This is a genomic window from Microbulbifer maximicatervae (SeqCode), assembly GCF_052467065.1.
Genome location: NZ_CP174299.1, coordinates 441,036 through 457,411, shown reverse-complemented (window position 1 = coordinate 457,411; position 16,376 = coordinate 441,036). Strand labels below are relative to the sequence as shown.

16 protein-coding genes are annotated in these 16,376 nt (G+C 52.8%); 10 read left to right on the top strand and 6 right to left on the bottom strand.

Annotated features, from left to right (window positions below; genetic code table 11):
- Positions 1-422: 422 nt before the first annotated feature.
- Together argF and ACJJI1_RS02150 are read right to left on the bottom strand one after the other, a co-directional pair.
- Positions 423-1,337, bottom strand: a complete 915-nt coding sequence (gene argF / locus ACJJI1_RS02155) for an ornithine carbamoyltransferase (RefSeq protein WP_444958413.1) — start codon at positions 1,335-1,337, stop codon at positions 423-425.
- Positions 1,338-1,359: 22 nt separating this feature from the next.
- The gene (locus ACJJI1_RS02150; RefSeq protein ID WP_444958412.1) at positions 1,360-2,544 is read right to left on the bottom strand and encodes an acetylornithine transaminase; all 1,185 of its coding nucleotides are present in this window, start codon (positions 2,542-2,544) and stop codon (positions 1,360-1,362) included.
- A gap of 317 nt (positions 2,545-2,861) precedes the next feature.
- Between ACJJI1_RS02150 and grxD the strand changes: the two genes are divergently transcribed.
- A complete protein-coding gene (gene grxD / locus ACJJI1_RS02145) occupies positions 2,862-3,194 on the top strand; it encodes a Grx4 family monothiol glutaredoxin (RefSeq protein ID WP_282933784.1) in 333 nt (110 codons plus the stop codon).
- A gap of 110 nt (positions 3,195-3,304) precedes the next feature.
- On the opposite strand, the gene bfr is transcribed toward grxD, so the two are convergent.
- Together bfr and ACJJI1_RS02135 are read right to left on the bottom strand one after the other, a co-directional pair.
- Entirely contained in the window at positions 3,305-3,796 is a 492-nt protein-coding gene (bfr, locus tag ACJJI1_RS02140) for a bacterioferritin (protein WP_020412720.1), read from the bottom strand.
- Between the two features lie 1,148 nt (positions 3,797-4,944).
- A complete protein-coding gene (locus ACJJI1_RS02135) occupies positions 4,945-5,175 on the bottom strand; it encodes a bacterioferritin-associated ferredoxin (protein WP_413662956.1) in 231 nt (76 codons plus the stop codon).
- A 314-nt stretch (positions 5,176-5,489) separates the two neighbouring features.
- On the opposite strand from ACJJI1_RS02135, the gene ACJJI1_RS02130 reads away from it, so the two are divergent.
- From ACJJI1_RS02130 to ACJJI1_RS02100, 7 genes are all read left to right on the top strand, one after another.
- Positions 5,490-6,092 carry a peroxiredoxin gene (locus ACJJI1_RS02130; protein ID WP_143730920.1) on the top strand — a complete coding sequence of 201 codons (603 nt, stop codon included), beginning with the start codon at positions 5,490-5,492 and terminating at the stop codon, positions 6,090-6,092.
- A 241-nt stretch (positions 6,093-6,333) separates the two neighbouring features.
- Positions 6,334-7,536, top strand: a complete 1,203-nt coding sequence (locus ACJJI1_RS02125; RefSeq protein ID WP_444958411.1) for a serine hydrolase domain-containing protein — start codon at positions 6,334-6,336, stop codon at positions 7,534-7,536.
- A gap of 101 nt (positions 7,537-7,637) precedes the next feature.
- Positions 7,638-9,557 carry a molecular chaperone HtpG gene (gene htpG / locus ACJJI1_RS02120; protein ID WP_444958410.1) on the top strand — a complete coding sequence of 640 codons (1,920 nt, stop codon included), beginning with the start codon at positions 7,638-7,640 and terminating at the stop codon, positions 9,555-9,557.
- A 246-nt stretch (positions 9,558-9,803) separates the two neighbouring features.
- A complete protein-coding gene (locus tag ACJJI1_RS02115) occupies positions 9,804-10,835 on the top strand; it encodes an NAD(P)H-dependent glycerol-3-phosphate dehydrogenase (protein ID WP_444958409.1) in 1,032 nt (343 codons plus the stop codon).
- A 13-nt stretch (positions 10,836-10,848) separates the two neighbouring features.
- Positions 10,849-11,331, top strand: coding sequence for a DUF4389 domain-containing protein (locus tag ACJJI1_RS02110; protein ID WP_444893086.1), 483 nt, complete (start codon positions 10,849-10,851; stop codon positions 11,329-11,331).
- A 125-nt stretch (positions 11,332-11,456) separates the two neighbouring features.
- Positions 11,457-11,909 carry a phosphohistidine phosphatase SixA gene (gene sixA / locus ACJJI1_RS02105; protein ID WP_444958408.1) on the top strand — a complete coding sequence of 151 codons (453 nt, stop codon included), beginning with the start codon at positions 11,457-11,459 and terminating at the stop codon, positions 11,907-11,909.
- A gap of 121 nt (positions 11,910-12,030) precedes the next feature.
- Entirely contained in the window at positions 12,031-12,909 is an 879-nt protein-coding gene (locus ACJJI1_RS02100) for an alpha/beta fold hydrolase (protein WP_444907555.1), read from the top strand.
- On the opposite strand, the gene ACJJI1_RS02095 is transcribed toward ACJJI1_RS02100, so the two are convergent.
- A complete protein-coding gene (locus ACJJI1_RS02095) occupies positions 12,906-13,250 on the bottom strand; it encodes a 5-carboxymethyl-2-hydroxymuconate Delta-isomerase (protein ID WP_282933776.1) in 345 nt (114 codons plus the stop codon). The genes ACJJI1_RS02100 and ACJJI1_RS02095 overlap by 4 nt on opposite strands.
- 54 nt (positions 13,251-13,304) lie before the next feature.
- Complete coding sequence (gene folE / locus ACJJI1_RS02090) at positions 13,305-13,847, bottom strand: GTP cyclohydrolase I FolE (protein ID WP_282933775.1); 543 nt, start codon at positions 13,845-13,847, stop codon at positions 13,305-13,307.
- Between the two features lie 342 nt (positions 13,848-14,189).
- On the opposite strand from folE, the gene prmB reads away from it, so the two are divergent.
- Together prmB and aroC are read left to right on the top strand one after the other, a co-directional pair.
- Positions 14,190-15,113 (top strand): 50S ribosomal protein L3 N(5)-glutamine methyltransferase, encoded by a 924-nt coding sequence (prmB, locus tag ACJJI1_RS02085; RefSeq protein WP_444958407.1) that lies wholly within the window; start codon positions 14,190-14,192, stop codon positions 15,111-15,113.
- Positions 15,114-15,286: 173 nt separating this feature from the next.
- Complete coding sequence (gene aroC / locus ACJJI1_RS02080) at positions 15,287-16,363, top strand: chorismate synthase (protein WP_108734111.1); 1,077 nt, start codon at positions 15,287-15,289, stop codon at positions 16,361-16,363.
- The last annotated feature ends 13 nt before the right edge of the window (positions 16,364-16,376 follow it).

The following is a 16,376-nucleotide window of genomic DNA, read 5'->3' as shown; positions in this document are numbered from 1 at the left end:
AATAACTATGTAGTTGTTTGTGGATAAATTGTGGGTAGAGGTGCTGAGTCAGTAGCCACTTTCGCGGCAGAGCCCGCCAGCCCTGGGCTGCAAAGGAGTGGGTGCCGGGAAAGAACGCTGGGTACAGTGTCTTACAATTTTTTTTAATAGCTAGAGCGCTGTAAATTAACAACGGCAATAACCATTTGCAAATGGCTGCTCTTTGAGCAAAGTGGTACTCAATTGCTCAATTTACTGACGCTTATTTAATTCTGACATCTTGGCTGGCTGTAAATTAGTCGTTGGCGCCGATTGCTAAATTTAGCGATCTCTTGGATTTTTTGTCGCCAATCGCATCTTTTATACATTGTCGGGGAGAGGCGCAGGGGAGTGAGTACAGGTAGCAGGGTACAACCGCAGGAGTGGCTGTACCCTTTTAGGGTTTATCGACTGTGGTCTTGGAGGAATTCCATCAGGGCTTTTTGCGCATGAAGGCGGTTTTCAGCCTCATCCCATACCACCGAGATGTTGCCATCCTCTAAAAGTTCGGCACTCACCTCCTCTCCACGGTGGGCGGGCAAGCAGTGCATAAAGATGGCATCGCTATTGGCGTGGCTCATCAGCTCATGGTCCACCAGGAGGCTCTCGAAGGCTTTCAGGCGGATCTGTTGTTCAGTTTCCTGTCCCATGGAAGCCCACACATCGGTGGCCACCCAATCGGCCCCTTTAACAGCCTCCACCGGATCGTGTACTACGGTGACCCGATCACTTGCCGAAGCGAGGATATTGGCGTTGGGCTCGTAGCCGGGCGGGCAGGCTATACGCAGCTCAAAATTGCACAGGCGGGCAGCATTAATATAGGAGTGGCACATATTGTTGCCGTCGCCGACCCAGGCGACCACCTTGCCCTCAGGACTGCCGCGGTGCTCCACAAAGGTTTGGATATCTGCGAGTAGCTGGCAGGGGTGGTAGCTATCGGAGAGGGCATTAATCACCGGTACCTTTGAATATTCTGAGAAGCGCTCCAGTACCTGGTGGCCAAAGGTGCGAATCATCACCATATCCACCATGCTGGAAATTACTCGGGCGCTGTCTTCAACGGGCTCCCCGCGGCCTAACTGAGTATCGCGGGGAGATAGGAAGAGGGCGCTGCCTCCCATCTGTGCCATACCGGCCTCAAATGAAACACGGGTACGAGTAGAGGATTTTTCAAAAATCATCCCCAGCACTTTGCCGCGAAAAAGGTCAGTATTTATTCCTTGAGTGCGCAGTGTTTTGAGTTCGATCGCGCGCTCAATAATTTGCTTGAGCTCTTCCGAAGACAAGTCTGTCAGGGTGAGAAAATGTCTGATCGCCATAAGCTGTTCTCCTTTTTTTGCATCAGACTGCTTGCAGTGCAAACTGGTGAATCAGTGAGCTGACATCGTTTGCCAATTGATGGCACTCGTCGTCGCTGAGTGTGAGTGGGGGGAGCAGGCGCACTACATTGCCGGCGGTAACATTAATCAGCAATCCGCGCTCGCGGGCTATGTCCACCAGTTTGGCACAGGGCTGCTGCAATTCTATTCCGATCATCAGCCCCAAGCCCCGTACCTCTTTGACCTGATCGCAATCGGATAACTGTTGTTTGAGTTGATGCAGCAGGCGTTGTCCCAATGCCTCGGCGCGCTCTAACAACCATTCACTTTCCAGCGTATCGATCACTGCCAGTGCGGCACTGCAGGCTAGAGGGTTGCCGCCGAAAGTGGAGCCGTGGGTGCCCGCAGAAAATAATTGTGCGGCAATTCCCCTGGCCAGGCAGGCTCCGATAGGGACACCGTTACCCAGTCCTTTGGCAGTGGTCACCACGTCGGGCAATATGTCCGCATGCTGGTAGGCAAACATTTTGCCGCTGCGGCCGTTTCCGGTTTGCACCTCATCCAGCATCAGGAGCCAGTTATGTTGATCGCAGAGTTCGCGCAATTGCCCCAGGTAGTTGGAAGTGGGCACGCGTACACCGCCCTCTCCCTGAACCGGCTCAACCAGCACTGCGACAATATCGTTGCGCTCACCTGCAAGCTTTTCGATGGCTGCGGTATCGTTAAACGGCACACGCAAAAAACCCTCGGGCAGAGGGCCGAAGCCCTCTTGGATTTTTTCATTGCCGGTTGCTGTCAGGGTAGCCAGGGTGCGGCCGTGGAAAGCGCTTTCCATTACCAGGATTTGAGGGATCTCAATGTTGCGGCTATTGCCTAGCCGCCGCGCTAATTTAATCGCTGCTTCATTGGCCTCAGCTCCAGAATTGGAGAAAAACACATTGTCCATACCGGATAGCTGTACCAGCTTGTCTGCCAGTTTCTCCTGCGCAGGGATATTGTAGAGATTGGATACATGTAACAGGGTCCGAATCTGCTCGTGCAGGGCCAGGGTCACTTTGGGGTGGCAGTGGCCAAGGCCGCAGACGGCGATTCCAGAGATTGCATCCAGGTATCGTCGGCCCTGATCATCCCATACATAATTGCCTTCACCCCGCACCAGTGTGAGGGTTCGATCGCCATAGTTTTGCATGAGTGTCGGGGTGGCCACCGGGGCATCTCCTTAAATATTGACTATTTGAACTATCTATTTTCCGCAGAAAATTCTGTTTAAGCTTTCTAATCTGCACTTTATATCGATTAGAGCAATGGTAACACAGCCTTTATAAGCTGTGTGCTATCTGGCTGGCTGAATTTTCAACATGGTATCCGGTGTTGCAGATCTGCGGCTTTTGCTTTCATCGAGGGGATGGTGTACTTATTGCCGGCCCCACTGGGGTACAATGGATGCCGGCGCGCTATACCAGATGATGGTATGGTGCCTGTACACTTACTTTTTGCTTCGACCACCTGAGGTTTTTCACGCTTATGGATACACTGGAGAACATCAAGCAGCAGATCGCTGATAACACCATTCTGCTTTATATGAAAGGTAGCCCTAATGCCCCCCAGTGCGGCTTTTCCATGCGGGCCTCCCAGGCGATGATGGCTTGCGGTAAGCGCTTTGCCTACGTTGATATTCTGGCTAACCCGGACATCCGCGCTGAGCTGCCTAAGTATGCGAACTGGCCGACCTTCCCCCAGCTGTGGGTTAAGGGCGAGCTGATCGGTGGCTGTGACATCATTATGGAAATGCATGAGAACGGTGAGCTGAAAACCTTGATTGATGAGGCATCAGCGGAGAGCGAAGGCGAGGATTAATTTCCGCTTTTGCTCCAATATGTCTGCTGCTATAGATGGTAGGCATACTGTAGAAACAAAAAAACCGCAGCGGAAGCTGCGGTTTTTTTATGCCTGTGAGAGGACTTAAGCTACTTGCCAGAGTGGCCGGCTGCAGTTTCCATTTGAGTTTGCAGGTAGTTTTGAATGCCAACTTTGTCGATCAGCTCCAGCTGGGTTTCCAGCCAATCTACATGCTCTTCCTCAGACTCGAGGATTTTCTCCAGCAATTCACGACTGCCGTAATCCCGAACGGACTCGCAATAGGCGATGGCTTCACGTAAGTCGGGAATGGCCTTGGATTCAATTTTCAGGTCGCACTTGAGCATCTCTTCGGTATTTTCGCCGATAAGAAGTTTACCCAGGTGTTGCAGATTGGGAATACCCTCGAGGAAGAGAATACGCTCAATCAGCCAATCGGCGTGTTTCATCTCATCGATAGATTCGTGATACTCCTGCTTGCCCAGCTCTTTTAAACCCCAGTTGTCGTACATGCGGGCGTGTAGGAAATACTGGTTAATAGCTACCAGTTCATTACCCAGTACTTTATTTAAATGCTCAATTACCTTGGGGTCGCCTTTCATAGCCTGTGCTCCTGAAGCCCTGCCAACTTAATTAGGTTTGCAGAGAGTTCCTATTTGTTAGTCGCTAGAGATTAGTTGATATTTTTAGCTACTAAAGTTTATTAGTCACTAAAGTCTGCGGCTGCCTGATTTACCTAATTTTATTTTAGGGTTTAAGCTGCAATCGGGGCTGAGTTTGCGTTGCGATTTGCGGCAAGTCAAGGAATAATTTTTCTTGCGGAATGCAGGAAAAACAAGGGTTTTAACGCAAATTTAGCCGAAAATGGCAACGAAAATAATTATCATTTAGGTTGTGTGAGCAATACAACAATAAGTCATTTATTTCGAATATTAACCCTTGTTATTGGTGGGTTTTGCATTTCAGTTGAGGTTAATGTTTTCATGTTTGGTATTAATAATGCTTCTTATTTATATATACGGGTGAAACGCTTGCAGTTATAAGATGAGCCAAAACCTTTTCTAGTATTCGAATGGCGCTTGAATAATTAACTTTTTTCTAAATTAAATGATCCCACCTTTTGATAGTTTGCCATCTGACCGACTCATTGAATGGTTACCTGGAATATAAACGCGATTGAGTTGATATTTTGTTGATGGACTCATGCCCTGAATTGATGTTGACCACTGTCGAATGTCACGAGGATTACGGAGGGGTTAACAAAGCGGTGTCTGAATAAATCCGTAATATTTTCGGGCTCCTGAAGTCAGCAGATTTTAGGTGCGTCGCTGCGAGTGCCTTGTCTAACAGGACCGACCCTACAGGCTTTCATGGCAGATTCACGCTCTGAGCTGTAAAAACCAAAAACATCACGGAGTTGTTTTGGGGCTTTCTAAAACAGATTTTCTCAATATCCAACTTTTCCGATCCAAGGGGTATTGCAGTGAGATTGGAGAGGTAAGTAAATCGGAGGGCTAGAGTTTGGCCGGTATGTAAAGCTGGGAGACGCGTTTACAGGTTGAGATTTATAGCTGCCCAAGGTTGGCCGATATGTGTTCAGGTTGAGAGCGGAGATAAAGACAGTGGAGGCACGCTAGTTCGACTTGGATGGGAGTCTTATACAGGTTTTTAAGGTTTTACGAAGAGCTGGAGGGCTGGGTAGATAAAAGTGGTATAGAGGCCACCAGAGGAGGGTGGCCATATTGGACTGTCAGCTGGCGGAGTAGAAGAGGCCGTTGTTGGCAGAGGACACCATCCCACCGCTCATGGTCTCGTCGATGATCTCCTTGGTCTGCTCGGCACAGCGTCCACATTGAGAAGAAACGCCCAGCTGGCGTCTCAACGCCTTCACCGAAGTGGAGCCATCATAGATCGCCTCTTTAATCTGGCGGTCAGTTATGCCCTTACAAATACATACATACATGGCGGTGGCTCTGTTCAACTCTTACTCAATAGTAGTCAGGTAGGAATCCTATTGCAATTGAGAATGAGTGTCAATAAGATTCCGGAATGGTCGCATTTCGCCCTCTTTGTTTGCTATTTGTACATTTTTGCGGGTAGGTCATCCTATTTTGGGCGTTAGTTCACGCATAGCCGTTCTGCTATCAGCCTGATTTAAAAAATTTATGGGCCTGAAATAAGTGGGTGTGTATCATAGCGGCCCACTATTAATTCCCATTCGATTTATAGCTGTTGCTCATAAATTGAACACTCTACGTATCATCAACAACCCATCATTGGATTGAGGAGGTTTTCATGGCAGTTCTGGTAGGCAAGCCGGCTCCGGATTTCACCGCTGCAGCGGTATTGGGTAACGGCGAGATCGTCGATACTTTTAACCTGAAAGAAGCAATCAAAGGTAAGAAGGCTGTAGTTTTCTTCTACCCGCTGGACTTCACCTTCGTATGTCCTTCTGAGCTGATCGCTTTCGACCATCGTTTCGCTGAGTTTGAAAAGCGCGGTGTTGAGGTAATCGGTGTATCCATCGATTCCCAGTTCTCTCACAACGCATGGCGTAACACCTCCGTCAACGACGGTGGTATCGGCCCGGTTAAGTACACCCTGGTTGCGGACGTTAAGCACGAAATCTGCCAGGCGTACGACGTAGAAGCTGACGCTGGTGTTGCTTTCCGCGGTTCCTTCCTGATCGACGAAGAAGGCAATGTACGTCACCAGGTAGTTAACGATCTGCCGCTGGGCCGTAACGTTGACGAAATGCTGCGCATGGTTGACGCTCTGGCGTTCCACCAGGAGCACGGTGAAGTTTGCCCCGCCGGCTGGCAGGAAGGCGACAAAGGTATGAACGCTTCTCCGGAAGGTGTAGCGGCTTACCTGAGCGAGAACGCTGAGAAGCTGTAAGACGCTTTTTGCGCTGGGGTCTCCGGACCCCAAAAAGAAGAACCGCCGCAAGGCGGTTTTTTTGTTTGTACAAGCCTTGTTGCGCTGACCTGCGCTGATTGGCATGGCCGTCCCCGCGCCGGAGAAAAGTGCAGACTAGAATTCAGCAGTCAGTCCTGCGTGGCGCCTAAATAGAGTTTTTGCCCGCTGGCTGCTAGTCTTATCTGCAACTACCGGATTGCTTTGGCGGCTCGATTTGCTTATGAGACCTGCAATTCTTTCAAATATCGTCTACGTCATGCGCGCCTCTATGGCACGTTTTTTTCTCTTCCTGGTGATTCTGGGGAGTCTGTCCCTGCCTGCGCAAGCGGCTGATATAGACGACAGGGCCAAACAGTTTGGCCGATACTTCAAACAGATGATGGCGGGTAAATCTATACCCGGCGGCGCCTATGTCATCGTGGATGGCAACCGGGTGGTCGCGATGGATACCTATGGCGTCAGGGTCAGGGGTAAATCCGGCAAGGTGGATCAGGACACGGTGTTCCGTCTGGCCTCGGTATCCAAGACCTTCGCTGCCAGTATGGCCACTATGTTGGAGCATGAAGATCGCTTCAAATGGGATGACAAGGTGGTCAACTATGTGCCGGACCTGAGCTTTAAGACGCCTTCACTGTCTCGCCAGCTTCAGGTGGAGCACCTGCTCAGCCATTCCTCGGGCCTGACCCCCAACGCTTACGACAACTACCTTGAGGACAACAAGCCTCTCAGCAAGATATTGCCCAAGTTTGCCAATATCGATCCGCGCTGCACGCCGGGAAAATGCTACGGCTACCAGAATGTGTTGTTCAGCCTTATTGAGGATGTGATTTTTGAGGCGACCGGGGTTTCCTTTGCCAGCCAGCTTAAGAAGAGAATTTTTGTCCCGCTGAAAATGCAGAATGCATCGGTTGGCTGGGAGAGCTTTATGGCCTCCGACAACCGTGCGGCACCCCATATCCAGACTGGTAGTGGTTGGCGCCCAGTGAAAGTGGAGAAGGAATACTACTTTGCTGCACCGGCGGCGGGAGTGAATGCCAGTATCTCCGATATGGCCCAGTGGTTGAAAGCGCAGATGGGCTACTACCCGAAGGTGCTGTCACCGGAAGTGATCGCCGATATGACAACTGAACGAGTCGCTACCCAGCGCCATATGCGCCATCGTATCTGGAGAGATTACCTGTCTCATGCGGGCTACGGCTTGGGCTGGCGCCTCTACACCATCGGTGATGACCGCATTATTTACCACGGCGGTTGGGTTGCGGGCTTCCGTGCGGCGGTGGCCTACTCGGAAAAGTTGAAAGTGGGTATTGCCATCCTGATGAATGCGGAGTCCCGTGTGATCTCAGATCTCACTGCCAATTTCGTGATCGATATTACTGGCAAAGGTAATATCGCTACCGCTCAAACCAGTGGAGATCGCTGATCTCCACTGGTAAGTGATTGTCCCTCCCCCCCTTGAAACCTGCTGGCTGATCCCAATATTTGCTCCCTGTTCCGATTGACGTTTACGGGGAGACCGAATAGATGACCGTTGAGGCCCAAAAAGAGAGCCATGGATTCCAGACGGAAGCCAAGCAGCTACTGCACCTGATGATCCACTCGCTCTACTCCAATAAGGAGATTTTCCTGCGCGAGCTGGTATCCAACGCTTCTGATGCCGCCGACAAGCTGCGTTTTGAATCGCTGTCCAAGCCCGAATTACTGGGTGAAGATGCAGACCTGCGCATTCGCATCGAGTTTGACAAGGAAGAGGGCACGCTCACCATTACCGATAACGGTATTGGTATGAGCCGCGATGAAGTTATCGAAAACCTCGGTACTATCGCTCGCTCCGGCACCTCTGCATTTATGCAGCAGCTGACCGGAGACCAGAAGAAAGATGCGCACCTGATCGGCCAGTTCGGTGTGGGCTTTTACTCCGCCTTTATCGTCGCTGACAAAGTGGACGTATTCACCCGTCGCGCCGGTTTGAATTCCGATCAGGGTGTGCACTGGGAGTGTCACGGTGAAGCGGAATACTCCGTAGAGACTGTTGAATGGCCCCAGCGCGGTACCCGGGTGGTTCTGCACCTGAAAGAAGAAGCGAAAGAGTTTGCCGATAGCTGGCGCCTGCGCTCCATCATTAAAAAGTACTCCGATCACATCGCCATTCCGGTGGAAATGCTGAAAGAGGAAATGCCGGCGGCGGAAGAGGGCGAAGAGCCGAAAGAAGAAAAGGCGCCTGAGTTTGAAGCAGTAAACGCTGCCCAGGCCCTGTGGACTCGTCCCCGCTCCGATGTGAAATCTGAGGAGTACAAGGAGTTCTACAAGCATATCTCCCACGATTTCGACGATCCCTTAACCTGGAGCCACAACCGCGTAGAGGGTAAACAGGATTACACCAGCCTGCTATACATCCCTGCGCGCGCACCGTTTGATCTGTACCAGCGTGATGCCGCTCGCGGCCTCAAGCTGTATGTACAGCGCACCTTTATCATGGACGACGCCGAGCAGTTCCTGCCGCTGTACCTGCGTTTCGTGAAAGGTGTTCTGGACTCCAACGATCTGCCGCTGAACGTATCCCGTGAAATCCTGCAAAAAGATCGCAATACCGATGCGATCAAGAGCGCGTTAACCAAGCGTGTATTGGATATGCTGGACAAACTCGCGAAAAAAGATGGCGACGAGTACCAGAAAGTCTGGGAGCTGTTTGGCAACGTGCTGAAAGAAGGCCCGGCTGAAGATTTCTCCAACAAAGAGAAAATTGCCAAGCTGTTGCGCTTTGCCAGCACCCATACCGATACCGAAAAGCAGGATCAATCCCTGGAAGACTATGTGGGTCGCATGAAGGATGGCCAAAAGGCGATCTACTATGTGTGTGCCGACAACTTCGCTACGGCCAAGTCCAGCCCCTACCTGGAAGTATTCCGCAAGAAGGGTATCGAAGTGCTGCTGCTCACCGATCAGGTGGACGAGTGGTTCGTGGGCCACATGAACGAGTTCGACGGCAAGCAGTTCCAGGACGTGGCCAAAGGTGCGCTGGATCTGGGTGAAGCCGAGAGCGACGAAGACAAAGCTGAACGCGAAAAAGTTGAGCAGGAGTCCGGTGCCCTGGTTGAGCGGGTACAGGAAGTTCTGGAAGGTCGCGTTGAATCCGTACGCGCCACCACTCGTTTGGTGGATTCCCCTGCGTGTCTGGTGGTGAGCGAACAGGATATGGGCCCGCAAATGCGCCGCATCCTGGAACAGGCCGGCCAGGCCCTGCCAGATGCCAAGCCGATCTTTGAAATCAATCCGTCCCACCCGCTGGTACAGCGTCTGGACCAGGAGGCGGATGAAGATCGCTTTGCGGATCTCACCAATATCCTGATGGACCAGGCTAACCTGGCTGCCGGTAACCAGCTGGCGGACCCGGCGGATTATGTGCGCCGCCTGAACACGCTGTTGCTGGAAATGCACGGCTAAGTCAGCGCTATTGATTGGTGCTAAGCGATAGCCAGTGGAGTTGTTTTAGACTTTGCTGGTCTCAGAAGCGGCCCCTGTCGGATCGAGCGGTGTTTTATCGGTTGGTCAAGGCAGAGGGCCGTTTTTGCTATTTACTGTGCCGTTTCGCACAATTGGCAGAAGTTTAAAACAAATTGACCCCATTGGGCTCAGCGGGTCATGCCTCTATAATCCGCAAGTCTTATAAGAAGCTTTATCGGTGTGACAATGCAAAAAGAAACTTCCAACCCCCTCGCTATTGCCGTATTGGGCGGCGGCAGTTTCGGAACCGCGATTGCTAACATTGTGGCGGGCAACGGCCACGACACCCGCCAGTGGATGCGCAACGCGGAGACGGCGGCTGAGTGTCGCGACACTCGAGAAAACCATAAATACCTGCCCGGCGTGCCCCTGCACCCGGAATTACAACTTACCAGCGACCTGGAGCAAGCGGTCGATGGTTGCAGTATCGTTTTTGTCGCGATACCCAGTAAATCCTTTCGCGAGGTGGTAAAAAAAGCGGCCCCGCTGTTGGCGCCGGGCACCATGCTGATCTCCACTACTAAGGGAATCGAGCACGACAACTTCCACTTAATGAGCGATATCCTGCGCGAGGAAACCACCGACATGCGTGTCGGGGTCTTGAGCGGACCAAATTTTGCAAAAGAAATTGTTGCGGGGCACTACACTGCAACGGTGGTGGCCAGTGAAGACGAGGCACTTTGCAAAGCGATTCAATCGGCACTGCACTCGGAGACTTTCCGGGTTTATTCCAGTAGTGATGTGTTTGGAGTAGAGCTTGCCGGTGCGCTAAAAAATATTTACGCGATCATCACTGGTATGGCTGCGGCACTGGAGCGCGGGCAAAATACCATCAGTTTATTGATCACCCGCTCCCTGGCAGAAATGATGCGTTTTGCCGAAGCGATGGGTGCCGATCCCATGACGTTTATCGGCCTCGCTGGTGTTGGCGACTTGATTTTGACCTGTTCCTCAGATCTCAGCCGAAATTACCGGGTGGGGTATATGGTCGGTAAGGGCAAGCCGCTCGATCAGGCTGTCGCAGAAATTGGTCAGGTGGCCGAAGGTGTGAATACGGTTCGTCTGATTAAACAGAAAGCGGACGAAATGGGTGTCTACATGCCCTTGGTTTCCGCGATTCACGCCATATTATTTGAACAGCGGCCGATTCCTGAGGTGATTCGCAATTTGATGTCGGGCGCACAAACTTTTGATGTGGCCTACTCGGCCAAGCCTTAAATGGAAGCCTCATATGAAAAATGACGATCTAAAGCGCAATCTTACTTCCGGCAACCAGTGGGTGCGCCTTATCTATATGGTGCTGTTTGCAGTGTGCCTTCAGGTTGCCGCGTGGTTACTGATGGCGGTAGTGATACTGCAATTCCTGTTTTCGATTATCAGCGGGAAATCCAACGATAATCTGCGTCGCTTTGGCGATCAGCTCGCCTCCTATGTTTACCAGGCGATCCAGTTCCTGATCTACAACTCCGACGAAAAACCTTTCCCGTTTTCCGAGTGGCCTGAATCTGAAGTAGAGGATTTGTCCGGTTACGAGGGCGCCGAAGATGTTTCTGCAGAAGTGGTTTCTACGGAAGTAAAGCGTGAAAAGGACAAGGCTGAAGACGAAGCTGAGGATGCGATTATCCTGGGTAGCTCCGAGCCCGAGAGCAGTGAAAAGCCCGAGCTGGTTGAGGAAAGTGCCGACGACGCCGACAAACCTGTCGACAAGAATTGATCGCTTTTCCTATCGCTAATTTATCCGGTGCCTTATCCGAGGGCGCCGGATAAATATCCGCTGCCCTCCCTACGAATATTCCCGCAGATATCGATAAAGTAACAACCCACCCTTGAGGAAGCCCCATGCAGCTGTTTATTTTGCGTCACGGTAAAGCCGAGCCCATGCTCGCCAATGATGCAGAGAGAGCCCTGACAGAGCGCGGGCGCAGGCAGGTTGCACAGGTTTGTAAAAAGCGCGCCGAGGAACTGGCGGCGGTAAAGGCAATTTGGGCCAGCCCATTTGTACGCACCCAGGAAACCGCTGAGATTGCTGCCGCCCAGTTGGGGTTGCCCGTTATTACCGAGTCGCTACTGATCGGCAATACCTATCCACAGCAACTGCTCGACCATTTGCAAACCCAGGATACCTTCCCGCTTCTGCTGGTTAGTCACCAGCCTCTGGTGGGCAGTCTGCTCAATGGCCTCTGTGGCAGCGGTAACGAACACCCGATGGGCACTTCCAGCCTCGCCTGTGTCAGTGCGGATGTATGGGCTAATGGCTGCGCTGACTTGGAGTGGTTGCAGCACGCAGAGTAATTTTTCTGGTCGTGTCTGCCAGTAAATCCCTATTGCGCTGATCACAACTGTCATTGCGGATGTTGTTGGTGGGCCGCACCATTTCACCACCTGTTTTAGTCACTATCCGGTGGATATCACTTTGGCGATAAATCAATTCACTCCCCGTGAAATCACCCTTGAGTTTGATCACAAGTCGATTGCCGCACGCCAGTGGGGCGACCCGGAGGGAGAGCCGGTAATTGCTCTTCACGGCTGGTTGGATAACTGTGCCACCTTCAGTCGGCTGGCTCCCCTACTGAGCGGAATTAATCTGGTAGCGATAGATATGCCGGGCCACGGACGCAGCTATCACCGCTCACTCGATGCCAACTACAACATCTGGGAAGAGGCGGAAGATATTTTGGGGGCGGTGCACGCGCTCGGCTGGCGCAAGTTCTCCATTGTGGCGCACTCCCGAGGTGCTATCGCCGGGGTGATAACCGCAGGTGCTTTTCCCGATCGGGTAAAGCGCCTGGCACTGATCGATGGCCTGGTACCTCCCTCCACCGAAGATGAAAAAGCTCCGGAGAACCTGGCCAAGGCCATTGCCCAGAGAGCCCGTTACGGCACGCGCAAGCTGCGGGTTTACGGTACCTTCGAAGAGGCGGTCGAAGCGCGCAAAAATGGCATGTTCCCGCTAACTGAGTGGGCAGCGCAGGTATTGACCGAGCGGGGCACCCGGGAAGTGGAGGGGGGTTATATGTGGAGTAATGACCCCCGGCTGATGGCGGCTTCCACAGCCAAGCTCAATGAGCCACAGATTAAAGCTTACTTATCCCGATTGAAGATGCCGGTGCAGCTGGTTCTCGCTGAAGATGGTATTGCAGATATGCTCAAGCGCCTGCGCCCTGTACTGCAAGAGTTTCCGGGTATCGAGGCACGTGAGATTCCAGGAAGCCACCACTTACATCTGGAGGAGAGTGGTGCCCGGGCGATTGCAGAGTGGTTTGGGCCTTTTTTGCGCGGTGAGACCGCTTAGAAGGGAACCCGCTTGGAATAGCAGCTGGCATCCATCTCCCGCACCTCTACCGAGACTGCGGGAACTCCCTCGGCAAATTGGCACAGGCTGTTAAAAACCGCCGAGCTTAATGCCTCCCTTTCCCGCGTAGAGCGCCCTTCAAGCAAGCGGATCTCTGCGTGGATAAAGCTGTTGCCATTGTCCCCAGCAATAAACTGATCGTAGGACTTGGCGCGGGTCTTGATATTGTGGGAGGCGAACAAACCGGAACGGTGCATCGCCTCCTGAGCCGAGCTGACCAGTGCAGCGACAGAAATCTTCTCTTCCAGATTTTTCGCATACTCTATGATCAGGTGAGGCATAGCGGTCACTCCTCGGTCAAAGCGGCCCTGGCGGCCGCTGGGTACCTGTGGCGTTTACTGGCGCAGCAGGGAGAGGAACTCGTTGCGGGTAGCCTGGTTGCTGCGGAAAGTACCGAGCATAGCCGAAGTCTTCATCACAGAGTTCTGTTTTTCCACACCGCGCATCATCATGCACATGTGCTTGGCTTCGATGATCACGCCGACACCGGCAGCACCGGTAACGTTTTGCAGGGTCTCGGCGATCTCTACGGTCAGCTGCTCCTGGATCTGCAGGCGGCGCGCAAACATATCCACAATGCGTGCTACCTTGGACAGGCCAACGACCTTGCCATTGGGAATATAGGCTACGTGGGCGCGGCCGATAAACGGCAGCAGGTGGTGCTCACACAGGGAGTAGAGCTCGATATCCTTAACCAGCACCATTTCGCTGCAGTCGGACGGGAAGAGCGCGTCGTTGACTACATCTTCCACGGTCTGTTTATAGCCGCGTGTCAGGTATTCCATGGCTTTGGCGGCGCGCTCCGGGGTGTCTTTGAGCCCAGGGCGTTGCGGATCTTCGCCGATTGCTTCAATAATTCGCGCGTAATGTTCGTTCATGCTGCTCTTTCCAACATCTCAGCCCGAAGGGCGGGTGCGCTACCCTAAGCGTTTGTAACCCGAGAGTAAAGATCCTCGCGGCCCCAGGAGCTTGTTAGCTGTTATTTGACGACCACTGGCGAAGGCTATTTTGTTAGCAGGGCGGAGCGAAGTTGGGCGGAAAAATGGCTTAGGGTCTTTAGGTAGCCGCTGTAAAATGGCCACTTAACCTTACTCGTCGCTTATTTGGTGTGAGCAAACTACACTCCCCGGGCATTGATTGGCCCCTCTGCAGCAGCAACAGAGGGCACCCGCTAGTGACAGTGGGCCCCGACGAGATACAAAGCACTTAAGGATAGATTGATGATAGAAAGGCGTGAAACAAGCCTCCACGAACTGACCACGGTTTTGGACTATATCCGCTGGGGGACCAGCCGATTCAATGAGGCCGACCTCTACTACGGCCATGGCACCGACAATGCCTGGGACGAGGCCGTTTTACTGGTAACCCACGCCCTGCATCTCCCCCCTTACAGTAAGCCGGAGATACTCCAGGCCCGTTTGACCATGGAGGAGCGCCGTGACGTACTCACTATCCTGGAGCGGCGCTTTAGCGAGCGGGTACCGGCGGCCTACCTGACGAAGGAAGCGCATTTCTGCGATATGACATTTTATGTGGACGAGCGGGTACTGGTACCCCGTTCACCGATTGGCGAGATGATTCGCCACAACTTCCAGCCCTGGCTCAATGTTGAGCCCCTGGCGATTCTGGACCTCTGTTGTGGTAGCGGTTGTATCGGTATCGCCTGTGCCGAGGCCTTCCCGGAAGCGCGTGTCGATGTGAGCGATATTTCCGAGGATGCGATCGAAGTTGCACAGATCAATATCAATCGTCACGAGTTGAACGAACGCGTGCGCGCAGTTCAGTCGGACCTATTTTCCGGCCTGCACGGAATGAGTTACGAGTTGATCGTGTGCAACCCGCCCTATGTGGATGCCCGCGATCTGGCTGAAATGCCCAAGGAATACCAGGCTGAGCCGGATATAGCCCTGGGCTCTGGCGATGACGGTCTCGATTTTACCCGCCGCTTGCTGCGCGAGGCTGCCAACCACTTACAGCCCGACGGCCTGTTGATCTGCGAAGTGGGCAATAGCTGGGAAGCCCTGGAAAAAGCCTTCCCGGAGGTGCCGTTTATGTGGCCCGAGTTTGAGGATGGTGGCCACGGTGTCTTTGCAATCAGCCGGGAAGAACTACTCGCCTATCAACCCTACTTCGAAAAGGAATAATTCCTTTTGCCTCCCCGGCAATCTCGGTTGCCGGGTTATGGGTACAAGCCCGGTTCTGCGGACACTTGTGCTTTTTGCCCCAGTCTGCGCACTGGGGCGGGCAGATCATTTATAATGCGCGCCCCTATTGTGGGCCATCCTGTTTTACCACCTACTAGCTGGAAAAGTCGTCTATGTCGGGCAATACCTTTGGCAAGCTGTTTTGTGTCACCACCTTTGGCGAAAGCCACGGCCCCGCACTCGGTTGTATCGTCGATGGATGCCCTCCGGGTCTGGAGATTAGTGAAGAAGAAATTCAGCGAGAGCTGGACCGCCGCAAGCCGGGCACTTCCCGCTATACCACCCAGCGCCGCGAACCCGACCAGGTAAAAATCCTTTCCGGTGTTTTCGAGGGAAAAACCACCGGCACACCCATTGGTCTGTTAATTGAAAATACCGACCAGCGCTCCAAGGACTATAGCAATATTGCCGAACAGGTAAGGCCAGCCCATGCCGATTTCACCTATTGGCAAAAATACGGCATTCGCGACTACCGTGGGGGTGGTCGATCCTCCGCCCGTGAAACTGCGATGCGGGTTGCCGCTGGGGCCATCGCCAAAAAATGGCTGAAACAAAAATACGGCATTGAAGTGCGCGGTTATCTTTCACAATTGGGCCCGATCAAAGTACAAAAACTGGATTGGGATCAGGTAGAACAAAACCCCTTCTTTTGCCCGGATGCCGATCGGGTCCCCGAAATGGAGACCTATATGCAGGAGCTGATCAAAGAGGGGAACTCCATTGGTGCGCGTATCTCAGTACATGCCAGCGGCGTCCCAGCCGGACTGGGTGAACCTATTTTTGATCGCCTGGATGCAGATCTGGCCCACGGCTTAATGAGCATTAACGCGGTAAAAGGCGTGGAAATTGGAGCTGGCTTTGACAGCGTGGAGCAAAAGGGCACTGAGCACCGAGATGAAATCACTCCGGAAGAGGGGTTCCTGTCGAATAATGCCGGTGGTGTGTTGGGTGGTATTTCCAGTGGCCAGGATATCATTGCTCATATCGCCCTGAAGCCGACTTCCAGTTTGCGTATTCCCGGCCGCAGCGTTGACCGCTCCGGCAATCCCATTGAAGTCGTTACCAAAGGCCGCCACGACCCCTGTGTTGGTATTCGAGCAACGCCTATCGCCGAAGCCATGATGGCCCTGGTTCTGATCGATCACGCACTGCGCCACCGCGCGCAAAACGGCGATGTAACACCGGGATAATTTGATCGGCCCT